This is a genomic window from Telluria sp. LT2P34, from assembly GCF_059685915.1.
In genome coordinates this window covers 49,201-65,212 of record NZ_JCASIN010000007.1, presented here as the reverse complement: position 1 = coordinate 65,212, position 16,012 = coordinate 49,201, and the positions used below count along the sequence as shown (strand labels likewise).

12 protein-coding genes are annotated in these 16,012 nt (G+C 64.8%); 4 read left to right on the top strand and 8 right to left on the bottom strand.

Going from position 1 to position 16,012, the window contains the following annotated elements; translation table 11 throughout:
- Window positions 1-92: 92 nt before the first annotated feature.
- A complete protein-coding gene (locus AC56KZ_RS17495; protein ID WP_497163464.1) occupies window positions 93-824 on the bottom strand; it encodes a DUF4142 domain-containing protein in 732 nt (243 codons plus the stop codon).
- Window positions 825-1,069: 245 nt separating this feature from the next.
- On the opposite strand from AC56KZ_RS17495, the gene AC56KZ_RS17490 reads away from it, so the two are divergent.
- Window positions 1,070-1,348, top strand: coding sequence for a hypothetical protein (locus tag AC56KZ_RS17490; protein ID WP_497163463.1), 279 nt, complete (start codon window positions 1,070-1,072; stop codon window positions 1,346-1,348).
- Here AC56KZ_RS17490 and AC56KZ_RS17485 read toward each other — a convergent pair.
- Window positions 1,345-3,750 carry a sensor domain-containing protein gene (locus AC56KZ_RS17485; RefSeq protein ID WP_497163462.1) on the bottom strand — a complete coding sequence of 802 codons (2,406 nt, stop codon included), beginning with the start codon at window positions 3,748-3,750 and terminating at the stop codon, window positions 1,345-1,347. The genes AC56KZ_RS17490 and AC56KZ_RS17485 overlap by 4 nt on opposite strands.
- A gap of 262 nt (window positions 3,751-4,012) precedes the next feature.
- Between AC56KZ_RS17485 and AC56KZ_RS17480 the strand changes: the two genes are divergently transcribed.
- The 3 genes from AC56KZ_RS17480 (at window position 4,013) to AC56KZ_RS17470 (ending at window position 8,330) form a co-directional block, all read left to right on the top strand.
- On the top strand, window positions 4,013-4,408 hold the full coding sequence (locus AC56KZ_RS17480; RefSeq protein ID WP_497163461.1) for a hypothetical protein: 396 nt from the start codon (window positions 4,013-4,015) through the stop codon (window positions 4,406-4,408).
- A gap of 137 nt (window positions 4,409-4,545) precedes the next feature.
- A complete protein-coding gene (locus AC56KZ_RS17475) occupies window positions 4,546-6,549 on the top strand; it encodes an MHYT domain-containing protein (protein ID WP_497163460.1) in 2,004 nt (667 codons plus the stop codon).
- Between the two features lie 290 nt (window positions 6,550-6,839).
- Window positions 6,840-8,330, top strand: coding sequence for a PKD domain-containing protein (locus AC56KZ_RS17470; RefSeq protein ID WP_497163459.1), 1,491 nt, complete (start codon window positions 6,840-6,842; stop codon window positions 8,328-8,330).
- A gap of 51 nt (window positions 8,331-8,381) precedes the next feature.
- Here AC56KZ_RS17470 and AC56KZ_RS17465 read toward each other — a convergent pair whose 3' ends face one another.
- The 6 genes from AC56KZ_RS17465 to AC56KZ_RS17440 all read right to left on the bottom strand — a co-directional run bounded on the left by AC56KZ_RS17465 (window position 8,382) and on the right by AC56KZ_RS17440 (window position 16,000).
- Complete coding sequence (locus AC56KZ_RS17465; protein WP_497163458.1) at window positions 8,382-9,155, bottom strand: enoyl-CoA hydratase; 774 nt, start codon at window positions 9,153-9,155, stop codon at window positions 8,382-8,384.
- A 175-nt stretch (window positions 9,156-9,330) separates the two neighbouring features.
- On the bottom strand, window positions 9,331-10,527 hold the full coding sequence (locus AC56KZ_RS17460) for an acetyl-CoA C-acyltransferase (protein WP_497163457.1): 1,197 nt from the start codon (window positions 10,525-10,527) through the stop codon (window positions 9,331-9,333).
- A gap of 30 nt (window positions 10,528-10,557) precedes the next feature.
- Window positions 10,558-12,954 (bottom strand): 3-hydroxyacyl-CoA dehydrogenase/enoyl-CoA hydratase family protein, encoded by a 2,397-nt coding sequence (locus AC56KZ_RS17455; protein WP_497163456.1) that lies wholly within the window; start codon window positions 12,952-12,954, stop codon window positions 10,558-10,560.
- 19 nt (window positions 12,955-12,973) lie between these two features.
- Window positions 12,974-14,764, bottom strand: coding sequence for an acyl-CoA dehydrogenase C-terminal domain-containing protein (locus tag AC56KZ_RS17450; protein ID WP_497163455.1), 1,791 nt, complete (start codon window positions 14,762-14,764; stop codon window positions 12,974-12,976).
- A gap of 60 nt (window positions 14,765-14,824) precedes the next feature.
- The gene (locus AC56KZ_RS17445) at window positions 14,825-15,439 is read right to left on the bottom strand and encodes a TetR/AcrR family transcriptional regulator (protein ID WP_497163454.1); all 615 of its coding nucleotides are present in this window, start codon (window positions 15,437-15,439) and stop codon (window positions 14,825-14,827) included.
- Between the two features lie 174 nt (window positions 15,440-15,613).
- A complete protein-coding gene (locus AC56KZ_RS17440) occupies window positions 15,614-16,000 on the bottom strand; it encodes an RNA-binding S4 domain-containing protein (RefSeq protein WP_497163453.1) in 387 nt (128 codons plus the stop codon).
- Window positions 16,001-16,012: the final 12 nt, after the last annotated feature.

The following is a 16,012-nucleotide window of genomic DNA, read 5'->3' as shown; positions in this document are numbered from 1 at the left end:
GATGGCAGTATATTCCACCCAGCCGAGGAAACAAAAACGCGCAAGGCGGGGCTACCGACTTGCGCGAATGATCCAACCGGGGCTACGTGGGTTTACTTGCCCGAAGTCGTACCGGCTTTGGCCATTGGCATCTGCTGGGCCGATTTCAGGTGCTGCTCGACGACCGGCATCATCTTGGTCGCGAGGGCCTTGACCTCAGGATCCTTGGCAGCCTTTTCGTTCTTTTTCAGCAGGGCATGCGCTTCCTTGTGCGAGGCCACGCCGCCGACCTTCATGTATTCGCGGTCGAATTTCTCGCCGCTCAGCTTGGCCAGGCGGTTCGACATGGCCTTGTGCTTGGCGTCGAGTTCGGTCGGCAGGGTGACGCCCTTGGACTGGGCCACGCCCTGCACTTCCGCCAGACCCTTGGTGTGGTCGTCGATCATTTGCTGGGCATAGGTCTTGACCTCGGCACTCTGGCTCTTGCTCTGCGCCAGCTTGCCCATTTCGATCTCGGCCATGTTTACCATCGCCATGTCCATAATGCCCTTGCTGTCGGCCTTGCTCATTTTGGCGGTGCTCGATGCAGTGGCGCCGCTGGTGCCGGACTGGCCCGAGGTTTGATCCGACATGCCGGTGGCGCCGCTGCCGCTGCTGCCGCTCATGCCGCTATGGCCGGCGTGACCGGCGCTACCCATGCTGGCCTTGCCCTGGTCGGTCTGCTTCTGCATTTGCGTCGTGCTTGGGGTGGAGCTGGTGGTTTGTGCCTGGACGCCGAAGGCGCTGAACATGGCTGCTGCGGCCGATACGGCGAGCAGTCCTTTCAAAGCTTTGTTTTTTTGCATAATGCTCTCCTGGGGTTGGGGAAGGAGCCGGCATCATGTCTCCGATGCGCCGCTCCAGTTCAGATTGACATGGCATATGTGCACAGCGGCAAGCCGCGCATCCTGAGCCAACCTGGAGTCTAGCGCCGCGTTGACGGGGCCAGCGCGCGGTAGCCTTTTAGCAATATCGCAGCGTGCGCCAGCAGTAGGCGAATCGGCGTAGCGTACTTGTGCGGGTGGGCTAACCGCTACGCCAGGAGGGCCATATGATCGAGTCGCAACCGGGCACCGCGTTTCGCGGCCTGCCCCTGAGCGTTCAGCAGGAACGCGAAATCACCCATTTCATCGAGGCGCGCCAGCGCGCCGGCCAGGACTGGGATACGCCGGAGCTGGCCGCGCTCATCCGCGACATGCTCGATCCGCCCGAGCTCGGCGATGAATCGCGCCTCGACCTCGACGACAGCATCACGACGGAACGGTTCACCGCGGTCCACGAAGAATCCACCGACGATGGCCACGAACGCGACCTCGGCGGTGCTCCTTAGCCCCTGGACACGCTTTCGTTCGCCAGCAGCAGGCGCAGTTCGTCCAGCGGCATCGGCCGCGCAAAATAATAGCCTTGCGCCTCGTCGCAGGCGGCCGAGCGCAGGAACTCGACGACATCGAGCGTCTCGACGCCTTCGGCCACCACCGACATGTTGAGCGCGTGCGCCATGTCGACGAAGGCTTTCACGAAATCGAAGGCGCTGATGCGCTCGTCGTCTTGCAGCACGAACGAGCGGTCGAGCTTGAGCACGTCGATCGGGAAGCTGCGCAGATAGGCCAGCCCCGAATAACCGGTGCCGAAATCGTCGACCGCCAGCTTGACGCCGAGTTCGTGCAGCTCGCGCAGCATGCGGGCGGTGCGCTCGATGTCGACGATCAGCGCGCTCTCGGTCAGTTCCAGCTCGAGGCAGGCCGGCGCCAGGCCGGTGTCGAACAACACCTGCCTGACCTCGTCGACGAAACTTTGATGCGCCAGCTGGCGCGCCGAGACGTTGACCGACACGCAGATCGTGCGTCCCAGTTCATCGATCAGGCGGCGCGTCTGCACGCAAGCCTCGTGCAGCACCCAGCGCCCGATCTGGACGATCAGGCCGGTTTCCTCGGCAATCGGGATGAACTGCGCCGGCGACACGCGGCCGCGCTCCGGATGGTTCCAGCGGATCAGCGCCTCCATGCCGAGGATCGACATGTCTTTCAGGTCGATCCTCGGCTGGTAGTGCAGCTCGAACTCGCCGCGCGCCAGCGCCGGGCGCAGCGAGGTTTCCAGCACCATGCGTTCGCGCGTGGCGACCGCCATTTCCGGCTCGAAGAAGCTCGAGCGGTTGCGCCCTGCCGCCTTGGCCCGGTACATGGCGGTATCGGCGGCCTGGAACAAGTGCTCCTTGGTGAGGGCGTCCAAGGGGAACATGCTGATGCCGATCGACGCGCCGATGATCACGTCCTGGCCGGCGATATGGATCGGCGTGGTCAGGACGTCGAGCAGCTTGTCGGCGATGCGGGCGGCGGCGGCCCGGCCAGCCGGGCAATGGGCCGCGATCACGAATTCGTCGCCACCGAGGCGGGCGACGACGTCGGCCGGACGAATCACCCGGCGCAGGCGCGCCGCGACCTCGCACAGCAGCACGTCGCCGAATTCGTGGCCGAAGGAATCGTTGACCTCCTTGAAGCGGTCGAGGTCGAGGAACATCGCCACCACGGCGCCGCCGGGCGGGCAGGAATCGAACAGGCCCTGGACGCGGTCGCCCAGCAGGGCCCGGTTCGGCAGACCGGTGAGCGTATCGTGGGTGGCCAGTTCACGCAGCCGGTCCTGCGCTTCCTCGCGCTCGGTCACGTCGCGGATGATGGCCTGGTAAAACTCCTTGCCGCCATCCTCGAAACGCGAAATGTGGACATCGGCCGGGAACGTGCTGCCGTCCTTGCGCCGCTTCTGGATGCGCAGCAGCTGGGTCTGGCCTTCGCCCAGCGCCGCTGCCAGTTCGGTGTCGTAGGTAAAGTCGCTGTCGATGTCGTGCGCGTTCAGGCGCAGGAATTCTTCTTCGGTGTAGCCGAAGTTGGTGCAAGCGCGGCCGTTGGCGGCGATGATGCGCAGTTCGCTGTCGGCGATGACAATGCTGTCGGCTGCCTGCTGGAACAGGTTGCGGAAGCGCTGCTCGCTTTTTTTCAGCGCCTGTTCGGCCTGGTACTTGAAGGTGATGTCATGGAAATACACCGACAAGCCATCCTCGCTCGGATAGGCATGCACCTCGACCCAGGTGGAGGACGGCTCCCAGTAGGATTCGAAGGAACAGGCCACGCCGCTTTCCATGGCCTTGAGGTAATAACTCATCGATTCGGAATCGTGCAGGTCGGGCGCTACCTCGAGCAGGTTACGGCCGATCGCGGCGTCCGCGTTGACGTTCACGAAGGCGCCGGCCTTGCGGTTGGCGTAGGTGACGCGCCACGCGCGGTCGACCGCGAAAAAGGCGTCACCAATGCTCTCGAGCATGACATGCAATTGCTGCTGCGACTTGTGCAGCAGCTCGCGCGCCTGGTGCTGCGCCGTGATGTCGCGCGCCGTTGCATAGGTGACCTGGTTCAGGGCGCACCAGCGCACCGAGACCGACATGATGACCGTGCTGCCGTCCTTGCGCAGCCAACGGTGCTCGAGGCCGCTTCGGGTGGCAGTGCCGGCGCGCAGTTCCGCCCGTACGACCTGGAATTTCTCGCGGTCTTCGGCGCTCAGCAGCTCGCCATAGTTGCGCCCGACCAGTTCCTCGGGACGATAGCCCAGGATCTCGAAGGCCGCTCTGTTCACGCGAAGAAAAACACCGTCGGCATCGGTCAGGGCGATCAGATCGAGCGAGTTTTCGATCAGGGCAGTATTTTCTTCAGCCAGCCTTGCGAGGCGTGCTGCGTTGGTCATGTCGGTCAATGGGGGGCTCGTTTCTGCGTCGCTGGCGAAGGTAAAGCTCGATCAGGCCGAACGCGGCAAGCGTGGCAAGCTGAATGGCAAGATCGTCATCTGTCTGAAGATAATTTGCCTTAGGGAAATTTTAGACCCTTTTAGGGTACGATGAGACTTTTAACGGGGCCGCCTGTAACAATTCCTTGCCAAGTGTGTTGGCAACGATACAGACCCCGACGTAGACTTGCCATCTATACAGCGATACCAAGAGAGACAGCACGTGCAAACCGACAGACGCAGCGTCGAGCGACCCCGAATCGTTCTTCCCGTCATTACGCGTGAAAGCGTACGCGACCTGGTCGAAAAGGAAGCGGCGCACCTGCGCAGCGCCGTGGCCGCCGGCCGCAACCACTACCAGGTGCGGCTCGACCAGCACGACCAGATCGTGGCCTTCATGGCGACCCTGAATCCCCCCGACCTGGAACGCTTCTCGACCTTCTACGAGACTGAAGCGGCCGCTGCACGCGCCGCCGCCGCCGAGCATGACGGCTGGCGTCCGGCCTCCGGGCCATTGGCGCTGCCAGCCGGACAGGGCGGCGACATCCGCCTCGGCCCATGGGCGCTGGCCGCCGCCGGTGCGGTCGCGGCAATGGCGGCGATCATCCTGAAGCGCTGAGCTGTTGCAGCCGCACGCCAGGCGTAAGTTGCGCCACGGAAAGTTACTGCCAAGCTGAGCGCTCTTGTGTAGACTGGGCTTTCCAGCCCTTTCTTTCCACAGCACCGGGCGATTCCCGGTGAGCTAGCGAACTTACCATGTCTCTTGGGCATTACGAACCGACGCTTGTCGTGGTATCGATCCTGGTGGCGATCTACGCTTCCTATACCGCATTGAGCCTGGCCGAACGGGTCCGCCACTCGCATGGCAACGCCACCTGGTGGTGGATGGGCGGCGGCGCCTTCGCCATGGGCAGCGGCATCTGGGCCATGCACTTCATCGGCATGCAGGCCTTCCGCCTGCCCTTCCCGGTCGGCTACGACGGCCCGATTACCTTCGTCTCCTGGCTGCTGCCGGTACTCGCTTCGCTGCTGGCCATGTCGCTCATCAGCCGCCCGGCGCCAACGGCATCCCACTTCGCCATCAGCGCCGTGCTGATGGGAATGGGCATCAATGCGATGCATTACACCGGCATGGCGGCAATGCGCATGCGTCCCGGCATCGAATACGACCCGCTGCTGTTCGCCGCCTCGGTCCTGATCGCGATCGCCGCCTCGGCCGGCGCGCTGTGGATCGCCTTTTACATGCGCGAGCGGCTGCTGGGCGGCAGGCTGGCGCAGCTGGCCGCCTCGGTCGTGATGGGCGGCGCCATCGTCGGCATGCACTACACCGGCATGGAAGCGGCGCATTTCCAGCCAGGCGCCATCTGCCTCGTCGCCGACGTAGGCATCAGCCAGGATTTGCTGGCCGGGATGGTGACGGTGACGGCCCTGCTGCTGCTGACCATCGCGACCCTGATCGCCGTCTACGATTCGCGCCTGGAAGACCGTTCGCGCATCCTGGCCGCCTCGCTAGCGACCTCGGCCGAACGCGAAACCCTGTACTTGCACGAGCAGAAGGCGCGGGTCGAGGCCGAGCGCCTGTCCGAGATGAAGGACGAATTCCTGTCGACGCTGTCGCACGAGCTGCGCACCCCGCTCAATGCGATGCTCGGCTGGGCGCAGCTGCTGATGGACGGCGGCAAGGACGACAAGATGCTCAAGCGCGGCCTGCAGACGATCGAGCGCAATGCGCGCGCGCAGGCGCAGCTGATCGAGGACATGCTCGACATGAGCCGCCTGATCGCTGGCAAGATCCGCATCGAGGTCGACCGCACCTGGCCGTCGGACTTCATCGCCGCCGCCGTCGAGACGGTGCGCCCGGCCGCCATCGCCAAGGGCGTGCGTTTGGAGGTCAGGATCGAAAGCCATGCCGGCCCGCTCGCGGCCGATGCCGGCCGCCTGCAGCAGGTGATGAGCAACCTGCTGTCGAACGCCATCAAATTCACCCCCGGCGGCGGCCTGGTCCGGGTCAGTTCGAAACGCCAGGGCGACGCCATCGTGATCGAAGTCGCCGACACCGGCATCGGCATCCGCCCCGACTTCCTGCCTTATGTGTTCGACCGTTTCCGCCAGGCCGACTCCTCGTCCACGCGGCGCCACGGCGGCCTCGGGCTGGGCCTGTCGATCGCCCAGCAACTCGTCGAACTGCAGGGCGGCCAGTTGCGCGCCGCCAGCGCCGGCGAAGACAAGGGCGCCACCTTCACCCTGCGCATGCCGCTCGTCGGCGCGACCGACACCGTGCCGGCGCCCGATTGCCTGGTCAAGGCGCACGACCAGGGCGCGGTGCGCGCCAGCAGCGGCGCCCTGACCGGATTGACCATCCTGGTGGTCGACGACGAACGCGATTCGCTCGACATCGTCCACTACGTGCTGGCCGACATGGGCGCAGCCATCGTCACCGCGGTCACCGCCTATGAAGCCCTGCAGACGATCGACCAGCTCAAGCCGGACCTCATGATCAGCGACATCGGCATGCCGGAAATGGATGGCCCGGAACTGATCCGCCGCGTGCGCGCCTCCGGCAACCCGCGCATTGCCGGGGTGCGCGCCCTTGCCCTGACGGCGTTCTCGCGCCGCGAAGACCGCCTGCGCGCGCTCGAGGCGGGTTTCGACGAATACCTGGCCAAGCCGATCGCGCCGGCCGAACTGGTGCGCGCGGTGCTGACGATGTGCGACAGCCTGCTCGAGAAACCAGCCGGGGCCGCGCCCAACCGCGTGTAATCCAGGCCCTTTGTCACACGGTGGTCAAACGCCGGTCACATTCGCGCGCCAAGATAGGCCTGTTCGCAAGAACGCGGGAGCACGCCTCCCCTACCGGCGTCGGCGGTCGGGAAATATACCGGCACCAAATTCTTCACGACCCTTCTTGGCGCCATCAGCGTTACCGTTGACCTTGCCCAGTACGAACTCAGCCATCGTATTTATGCTGGCGGCAGCGCGCTCATCTACCACCAATTTCTGTGTGGAATCTTGATTGAGCGCACGAACTAGCCCAGGAGGAACAAATGCACATGAGAACTGCAACAGGCGCGCAGTACAGGAGCGGCTGGACGCGCTGGTGGCCGGGCGCGGCAGGGATAGTCGTCGCGCTCTCCGCCTCCGCCACGGCGGCGCCGGCCCCCACCACTTATCGCATCGTTCAGCTGGGCACGGTCTGGGCCTATGGGGCGGACATCAATGCCAAAGGCCAGGTCGCGTTCAACGAATACGACCCGACCAGGGCGCCGAGCCTGAACTGGAGTTCGGAGCGGGCCAAATTTTACGACGGCAGCATGGTGCGCGATCTCGGCACCCTCGGTGGCCCGGTCGCCACGGTGGCGGCGCTGAACGACGCCGGGCAGGTTGCGGGCACCTCCTCGATCAGCGCCACCGGCACCGACACGCACGCATTCCGCTGGAGCGCCGCGACGGGCATGGTCAAGCTGGCCCCGCCGGGAGCCATCAGCTCGTCCGCTTCCGACATCAACAACCGCGGCTGGGTGACCGGCGCCGTGCGCTTCCCCAACGGCTGGGGACATGCGTTTCGCTGGACGCCGCGCAGCGGCATGGTCGACCAGGGCGCGCTCGACAACGGTTCCTACGGCGCCGCACTGAACGACGCCGGCACCGTCGTCGGCGAATCGGCGGGAACCAATCGCGAGCCGCGCGTTGCGGTGGCCTGGCCAGGGGCAAGGCCGATTGCGCTGGAAACCCTCGGCACCACCTACTCGGCAGCGTCCGACATCAACAACGCCGGCCAGGTCGTCGGCTTCGGCGTGGCGCCCAACTCGGCGGAAATGGCCTTGCTGTGGGCGCCGAACAAGGGCGTGCTCGACCTCGGCCTGCCGCGCGCCAACGCCTCGTTTGCCGAAAAAATCAACGACAACGGCCTCGTGATCGGCTTTACCCGCGGCCGCGGCAGTCCTACCCGGGGTTTCATCTGGAGCCGCGAACACGGACCGGTCCTTATCCACCCGAGCGACCCGAATACCGAAACGCGCACGCGCGACCTGAACAAGCTGGGCCAGGTCGTGGGCAGCCTCGAGGGCCGCGCTTTCGTCTGGACCCGCGCGCAGGGTGTCGTCGACCTGAATACCCGGCTGCGCGGCGCCCCGCCGGGGCTGCTGCTGCACGAGGCGAGCGCAATCTCGGACAACGGATCGATTGTCGCCGAGGGCAATACCGGCCTGGTGCTGCTGGTGCCGGGCAGCGCCGAGGCCCAGCCGCCGGTCGCCGGTCCGGTGGAGGTCACCGGCACGCCGCGCGCCAAAGGCCTGCTCTCGTTTTCCGCGAGCTTTCGCGACCTGGACGCGGGCGACCGTCACCAGGCCGTCTGGTCCTGGGGCGACGGCAGCCAGAGCGTCGGCACGCTCAGCACAGCGCGCCATGGCGGCAGCGTCAGCGCCCAGCACGCCTATGCGAAGGAAGGGAGCTACATGGTCAGGCTGACCGTCACCGACAGCAGTGGCAAGTGCACCACGGTGGCGCACCTGGTCGTCGTGGGGGCGCAGGTGACGCCCTAGTGACAGCGGTGGCGGACCAGGCGGGCCGTGAAGCCTGCCTGGCCGCACCTCTCAATCGAACTTCGAAAAGTCCGGCTTGCGCTTCTGGAAGAAGGCGGTAAACGCTTCCTTGGCCTCGGCGCCGGCCAGCATGGCGCTGAACTGCTTGCTCTCGACGGCGATGGCATCGGCGACGAGGGCGGCGCGCGGGCGCTTCATGAGGGCCTTGGTGGCGCGGATCGAGGCGGCCGGCAGCGCCACCAGTTTGGCGGCCTGGGCCTGGGCGAAGGGCAGCAGTTCGGCCGCCGGCAGGACTTTCGCCACGATGCCCATCTCGAAGGCTTCCTGGGCCAGGAAGGCTTCGCCCAGCATCAGCTTTTCGGCGGCGCGGGTATAGCCGGCCGCTTGCGCCACCAGCAGGGACGAAGCGAATTCCGGGCACAGGCCGAGCTGGGTAAACGGCATCGAGAACTTGGCGTTGTCGGCGCAGTAGACCAGGTCGCAGTGCATCAGCAGCGTGGTGCCGATACCGACCGCGGCGCCGGCGACGGCCGCCACGATCGGCTTGGTGCAGCCTTCCAGCGCGCGCATGAAGCGAAACACCGGGCGCTCCTCGGTCATGGCGCCTTCGCCGGCATTGTTCAGGAAGTCGTCGAGGTCGTTACCTGCGGTGAAGATCTCCGGCTTGCCGGCGATCAGGACGGCGCGCACGGCCGGGTCCTGCTCGGCGTTCAGCAGCGCCTCGGCCATGGTGGTGTACATGGCGCCGGTGATCGCGTTCTTGCGCTCGAGGCGGTCGAATTCGATGGTGAGGATGCCGTTTTGTTTGGTCGTCTGGATGCTCATTGTTCAGGTCTCCGATGATTCTTGGGCCGGTTGGACGCGTGGGCGGGAGACCCGCCCACCCTACGGGTCACCGGCACAGTGTGCAGCAACTCGTAGGGTGGGCGGGTCTCCCGCCCACGCGGTGATAGTCGCAGCTCGCATCAGCGTGCAGGCCGATGCGGCTACTTTCGAAAAATCAAACGCGCTCGATGATACCGGCCGCGCCCATGCCGGCGCCGACGCACATCGTCACCATGCCGTACTTCAGGTTGTTGCGGCGCAGTGCGTGCACGACGGTCGCGGCGCGGATCGCGCCGGTGGCGCCCAGCGGGTGGCCGAGGGCGATCGCGCCGCCCATCGGGTTGACCTTGCTGGTGTCCAGGCCCAGGTCGCGAATCACGGCCAGGGCTTGCGCCGCAAAGGCTTCGTTCAGCTCGATCCAGTCGAGTTGGTCCTGGGTGATGCCGGCGGCGGCCAGCGCAGCAGGAATCGCGAACTTCGGACCGATGCCCATGATTTCCGGCGGCACGCCGCGCACGGCGAACGAGGAGAACTTGGCCAGCGGGGTCAGGTTGTGCTCGCGCAGGATCTTTTCGCTGACCACGATCAGCGCACCGGCGCCGTCCGACATCTGCGACGACGTGGCGGCCGTGACCGTGCCCTTGGCCGCGAACACCGGTTTCAGCTTGGCCATGCCTTCCATGCTGGCGTCGGCACGCGGGCCTTCGTCGGTGTCGACGGTACGGCGCTTGACATCGATTTCGCCGGTAGCCAGGTTCGGCGTGCGGGTGATGATCTCGACCGGGGTGATCTCGTCCTTGAAGTAGCCCGCCTGCTGGGCGGCAATCGCCCGGCGATGCGATTCCAGGCCAAAGGCGTCCTGGTCTTCGCGCGACACTTTCCACTGCGTCGCCACTTTTTCCGCCGTCAGGCCCATGCCGTAGGCCAGGCCCACGTTCTCGTCCCTGAAGGTCTCCATGTTGATCGATGGGTGGTGGCCCATCATCGGCACCATCGACATCGACTCGATGCCGCCGGCCAGCATCACGTCGGCTTCGCCGACGCGGATGCGGTCCGCCGCCATGGCCAGGGCGGTGATGCCCGAGGCGCAGTAACGGTTGACGGTCACGCCGCCGACCGTGTTCGGCAGGCCGGCCAGGATCACCGAGTTACGGGCGATATTAAAACCCTGTTCGGCTTCCGGGAAGGAGCAGCCGACGATGGCGTCGATGATCAGCGCCGGGTCCAGGTTCGGCACGGCGGCCATGGCGCCGCGGATGGCGGCCACCAGCAGGTCGTCCGGGCGGGTCGTCTTGAACATGCCGCGCGGCGCCTTGCCGATCGGAGTGCGGGTCGCTGCGACGATGTATGCGTCTTGAAGTTGTTTGCTCATGTCATTCGTCCTTGGTTAGTTCCGCACCGCTTAGTTACGAACCGGCTTGCCGGTCTGCATCATGCCCATGATCCGCTCTTGCGTCTTCGGGTTGTTCAGCAGTTCGAGGAAGGCTTTACGCTCCATGTCGAGCAGCCACTGCTCGGATACCACGCTGCCCTGGTCGACGTCGCCGCCGGTCACGATCTCGGCGATCATGTCGCCCAGCTTGTAGTCGTGGGCAGAGATGAAGCCGCCGTCACGCATGTTGACCAGCTGGCCGCGGATCGTCGCCCAGCCGTAGCGGCCGGTTACGGTCACCGGGCGCTGTGCCGGGGCGCGATAGCCGGCGTCGAACATGGCGCGCGCCGTGACTTTCGCCACGTGCAGCAGCTCATAGGTGTTGAAGACGATGATGTCGTCTTCCTTCAGGTAGCCCATGGCCTTCGCTTCCAGCGCCGACTTCGACACCTGCGCCGTGGCCGCATTGGTGAAACCGGTCTTCAGGAATTGCAGGATGTCGTTGCCCTTGGCTTCGGTAAAGGCGCGCACTGCCGCTTCCTTCAGGCCGCCGCCGGCCGGCACCAGGCCGACGCCGACTTCGACCAGGCCGATATACGACTCGATCGAGGCGACGCGCTTCGACGCGTGCAGCGCCATTTCGCAGCCGCCGCCCAGCGCCAGGCCCGCCACCGCGGCGACCACCGGCACGTTCGAGTACTTCATCTGCATGAACACGTCCTGCAGCTGGCGCACCATCGGGTCCATCGCTTTCGCGCCGCCGGCCATGAAGGCAGGCAGGGCCGATTGCAGGTCGGCGCCGGCCGAGAAGGCGCCGCCTTCGGTCGCGTCCGTGTTCCAGATGACCAGGCCCTTGAAGTTGGCTTCCGCTTCCGCCATGGCGCGCTGCAGGCCCTTGACGACGCCTTCGCCGATCACGTGCATCTTGGTTTTCAGCGAGATGATCAGGACTTCGTCGCCGGTATGCCAGAGGCGCACCGATTCGTCTTCGAAGACGGTGGTGCCGGCGGTTTTGGCGTCCGTTGCGCCGGCGCCCAGCACCGGCGCGCGGAAGGCCTGGCGCTCGTACACGGCCAGGTTCGAGGCCGGCACATAGCTGTTCGAAGCGGCCGACCAGGAACCCTCGGCGGTGTGCACGCCTTTTTCAGCGACCGGGCCTTCGAACACCCAGGCTGGCAGCGGCGTGTTGGTCAGCGCTTTGCCGCTGTCGATGTCGTCCTTGACCCACTCGGCGATCTGCTTCCAGCCTGCGGCCTGCCAGGTTTCGAAGGGGCCGACGCTCCAGCCGAAGCCCCAGCGCATGGCGAAGTCGATGTCGCGCGCGTTGTCGGCGATGGTGTCGAGGTGGACGGCGATGTAATGGAAGGCGTCGCGGAAGATCGCCCACAGGAACTGCGCCTGCGGGTTGGTCGAGTCGCGCATGGCCTTGAACTTCTTGACCGGGTCCTTCTCTTTGAGGATGCGCGCGACGATGTCGGCCGCTTTCCCGCCGCCGGCGACGTATTCACCGGTCGCAAAGTCGAGGCGCTGGATGTCCTTGCCGACCTTCTTGTAGAAGCCGGCGCCGGTCTTCTGGCCCAGGGCGCCCTTCTCGACCAGTTTCGACAGCACGTCCGGCGTCTTGTAGAGCGCGAAGAACGGGTCGTCCTGCAGCGTGTCCTGCATCGTCTTGATGACGTGGCCCATGGTGTCCAGGCCGACGACGTCGGCGGTACGGAAGGTGCCCGACTTGGCGCGACCCAGCTTGGCGCCGGTCAGGTCGTCGACCACGTCCACCGACAGGCCGAATTTTTCTGCTTCATGGATCGTGGCCAGCATGCCGAAGATGCCGACGCGGTTGGCGATGAAGTTCGGCGTGTCTTTTGCGCGCACGACGCCCTTGCCCAGCACGGAGGTCAGGAAGGTCTCGAGCTGGTCGAGGATCTGGGGACGGGTGCCCGCGGTCGGGATCAGCTCGACCAGGTGCATGTAGCGCGGCGGATTGAAGAAGTGCACGCCGCAGAAGCGCGCCTTGAGTTCCTCGTCAAAACCTTCGGCCAAGGTATTGATCGACAGGCCCGAGGTGTTCGAGGCGAAGATGGCGTTCGGCGCGATGTGCGGCGCAACCTTCTTGTACAGGTCGTGCTTCCAGTCCATGCGCTCGGCGATCGCTTCGATGATCAGGTCGCAGCCAGCGAGCAGCTCGAGGTTGTCTTCGTAATTCGCCACTTCGATCAGGGAGGCGTCGTCCTTGTTGCCCAGCGGGGCCGGCGACAGCTTTTTCAAGCCTTCGATCGCCTTCAGCACGATCCCGTTCTTGTTACCTTCCTTGGCAGGCAGGTCGAACAGCACGACAGGCACCCGGGCGTTGATGCAGTGCGCGGCGATCTGCGCGCCCATCACGCCGGCGCCCAGCACGGCGACTTTCTTGACGGTGAAATTGGTCATGGTCGGTATCCTCTCGTTTTTAGAACAGGTCGGCGTCGAGCGCCAGCAGGTTGTCCGCGCCCGAGCGTGCCTGGCGGATCAGCATCGCCGTTTCCGGGTACAGGCGGGCAAAGTAGAAGCGTGCCGTGGCCAGCTTCGAGGTGTAGAAACCGTCGCCCGAGCCCTGCTTTTCCAGCGCGATCTTGGCCATCTGCGCGAAGAAATAGCTGAACACGAGGTGGCCGACCACACGCAGGTAAGGCACGGCGGCGGCGCCCACTTCGTCCTGGTTGGTAAAGGCCTTCATGCCGATTTCCATAGTCAGCTTGCCGACCTTTTCGCCCAGTTCTCCCAGCGGCGTCACGAATTCGGACATCGATTCATCCAGACCGTTTTCTTCGACGAAGGCCTTGATCTTCTCGCCAAAGGCGCGCAGTTTGGCGCCATTGTCCATCAGGATCTTGCGGCCCAGCAGGTCGAGCGACTGGATGGTGTTGGTGCCTTCGTAGATCATGTTGATGCGCGCGTCGCGCACATACTGCTCCATGCCCCACTCGCTGATGTAGCCGTGGCCGCCGTAGACCTGCATCGCTTCCGAGGTCGCGATCCAGCCGTTGTCGGTAATGAAGGCCTTGACGATCGGGGTCAGCAGCGAGATTTCGCCGGCCGCTTCCTTGCGCACTTCCTCGTCCGGGTGGTTCAGTTCGCGGTCGATCTGCAGCGCGACATACGAGCAGACGGCGCGCCCGCCTTCGGCATAGGCCTTGGCCGTCAACAGCATCCGGCGCACGTCCGGGTGCACGATGATCGGGTCGGCCGGCTTGTCCGGCGCCTTCGGGCCCGACAGCGAACGCATCTGGATGCGGTCTTTCGCGTACACCAGCGCGTTCTGGTAAGCCACTTCGGTCAGGCCGAGCGACTGCATGCCGACGCCGAGGCGGGCGGCGTTCATGAACACGAACATCGCGTTCAGGCCTTTATGGGGCTGGCCGATCAGGGTACCGACGGCGCCGTCCAGGTTCATCTGGCAGGTGGCGTTGCCGTGGATGCCCATCTTTTCTTCGATGGCGCCGCAGAAGATCGGGTTGCGTTCGCCCAGCGAGCCGTCCGCGTTCGGCATGAACTTCGGCACCAGGAACAGCGAAATGCCTTTCGAGCCTTCCGGTGCGTCCGGCAGGCGCGCCAGCACCAGGTGGATGATGTTTTCGGCGACGTCGTGCTCGCCGGCCGAGATGAAGATCTTCGAGCCGGTAATCTTGTAGGTACCGTCGGCTTGCGGCTCGGCTTTCGAGCGCAGCAGGCCAAGGTCGGTGCCGCAATGGGCTTCGGTCAGGCACATGGTGCCGGTCCACTCGCCCGAGACCAGCTTCGGCAGGTAGAACTTCTTCTGCTCGTCGCTGCCGTGTTCCTTCAGGCACTCGTAAGCGCCGTGCGACAGGCCCGGGTACATGGTCCAGGCCTGGTTGGCCGAGTTCAGCATTTCGTAGAACGAATTGTTCAGGGAAATAGGCAGGCCCTGGCCGCCGTATTCCGGATCGCAGCCGAGCGACGCCCAGCCGCCTTCGACGTACTGCTTGTACGCTTCCTTGAAACCCTTCGGTGTCGTCACGGTCTTGGTGGCGGCGTCGTAATGGCAGCCTTCGCGGTCGCCCGAATGGTTCAGCGGGAACAGCACTTCCTGCGTGAATTTCGCACCCTCTTCCAGCACCTGGTTGATGATGTCGGCGTCGATCTCCTGGTACGCAGGCAAGCTCTTGAACTCTTCGGTGACGTTGAGGAATTCGTGCAGCACAAACTGCATATCCCGAAGTGGCGCGACGTACTGACCCATGGTTTTCTCCTGACGAAGGTAAGTTTATTTTGTGACTGAAGGGCAGGCGATGAGGCCGGCTCAGTTGCTCTGATGATTGCTGTGAACGGGGTTACGGTAGTTCTCGATCAGCCGCGCGAAGCCGCGGTTGGCGCGCTCGACCGCGCCGGGGTTGCGCAGGAAACGCGCATCGTGGTGCAAGGCCAGGATCAGCCCGTAGCATTCGTAGACCAGCTGCTCGGGGTCGGTGCCGGGTTTCAGATCCTGGCAATCGATCGCCTGCTGCACGCAGCGCAGCAAGGCGCCCTGCCAGGCTCCCACCATCGCCACCAGCGATTCGCGGATCGGGCCCGGCCGGTCATCGTACTCCACCGCGCCGCTGATATAAATACAACCCGACGCGATTTCGACCGACACCCGCTTGACCCAGCGTGCAAACATCGACTCCAGGCGCGGCAAGCCGCGTGGCTCCTTGACGCTGGGGAAAAAAACTTCCTGCTCGAAACGGTGGTGATACAGCTTCAGCACTTCCATCTGCAGGTCTTCGCGCGAACCGAAGTGCGCGAACACGCCCGACTTGCTCATGCTCATGCGATCGGCCAGCAGGCCGATGGTAAGGCCCTCCAGGCCATTCCGGCTGGCCAGCTCGAGCGCGACGTCGAGGATCGCGGCCCGCGTCTGCTCGCCCTTGCGCATGAATTTGGCTGAAGTGTTGATGACTATCCCCCGGGTGAATCGAAAAATCCGAACGCTCGTACTATTATCTATCGGGCTCCGAATGTCAAACGGGAACTTAGAGGTGGGGTTCTATTGCCGATCGCGCCGCCGATGACATCACGTTCCGCGTGGGCACGGGGTGCCCACCCTGGGTCAATCGGCCCCGCCCGCCTTTGAAATCGCGCGCCGGTCGCGCTTGGTCGGCCGCCCCTTGATCGCGCTGCCCGGCTCCGGGAACAATCTCTTCGCCTCGGAATCATTTTCGCGGCGCTGGATGCTCTCCTCGGTTTCGCTGTAGAGCGTACGCGCGATCGGCGCGGCGCCGCGTTTGTCCGAAATGCCGAGCACCACGATTTCCCAACGGTCCGAGCCGTTATCGATGGAAATCTTGTCGCTGAGTTTCACCGCGCGCGCCGGCTTTACCGGTTCGCCCGCAATGCGGACCCGGCCACGGTCGACCGCGTCCGACGCCATCGAACGGGTCTTGAAAAAGCGTGCGGCCCACAGCCACTTGTCGATGCGTACGTTATTGTCTTCCATAGCCTGCTCTTC

Excerpts from the sequence above, each read along its gene's own strand:
- AC56KZ_RS17495 (WP_497163464.1), bottom strand. The coding sequence starts at position 824 with ATGCAAAAAAACAAAGCTTTGAAAGGACTGCTCGCCGTATCGGCCGCA.
- AC56KZ_RS17490 (WP_497163463.1), top strand. The coding sequence starts at position 1,070 with ATGATCGAGTCGCAACCGGGCACCGCGTTTCGCGGCCTGCCCCTGAGC.
- AC56KZ_RS17485 (WP_497163462.1), bottom strand. The coding sequence starts at position 3,750 with ATGACCAACGCAGCACGCCTCGCAAGGCTGGCTGAAGAAAATACTGCC.
- AC56KZ_RS17475 (WP_497163460.1), top strand. The coding sequence starts at position 4,546 with ATGTCTCTTGGGCATTACGAACCGACGCTTGTCGTGGTATCGATCCTG.
- AC56KZ_RS17470 (WP_497163459.1), top strand. The coding sequence starts at position 6,840 with ATGAGAACTGCAACAGGCGCGCAGTACAGGAGCGGCTGGACGCGCTGG.
- AC56KZ_RS17465 (WP_497163458.1), bottom strand. The coding sequence starts at position 9,155 with ATGAGCATCCAGACGACCAAACAAAACGGCATCCTCACCATCGAATTC.
- AC56KZ_RS17460 (WP_497163457.1), bottom strand. The coding sequence starts at position 10,527 with ATGAGCAAACAACTTCAAGACGCATACATCGTCGCAGCGACCCGCACT.
- AC56KZ_RS17455 (WP_497163456.1), bottom strand. The coding sequence starts at position 12,954 with ATGACCAATTTCACCGTCAAGAAAGTCGCCGTGCTGGGCGCCGGCGTG.
- AC56KZ_RS17450 (WP_497163455.1), bottom strand. The coding sequence starts at position 14,764 with ATGGGTCAGTACGTCGCGCCACTTCGGGATATGCAGTTTGTGCTGCAC.
- AC56KZ_RS17445 (WP_497163454.1), bottom strand. The coding sequence starts at position 15,439 with ATGCGCAAGGGCGAGCAGACGCGGGCCGCGATCCTCGACGTCGCGCTC.
- AC56KZ_RS17440 (WP_497163453.1), bottom strand. The coding sequence starts at position 16,000 with ATGGAAGACAATAACGTACGCATCGACAAGTGGCTGTGGGCCGCACGC.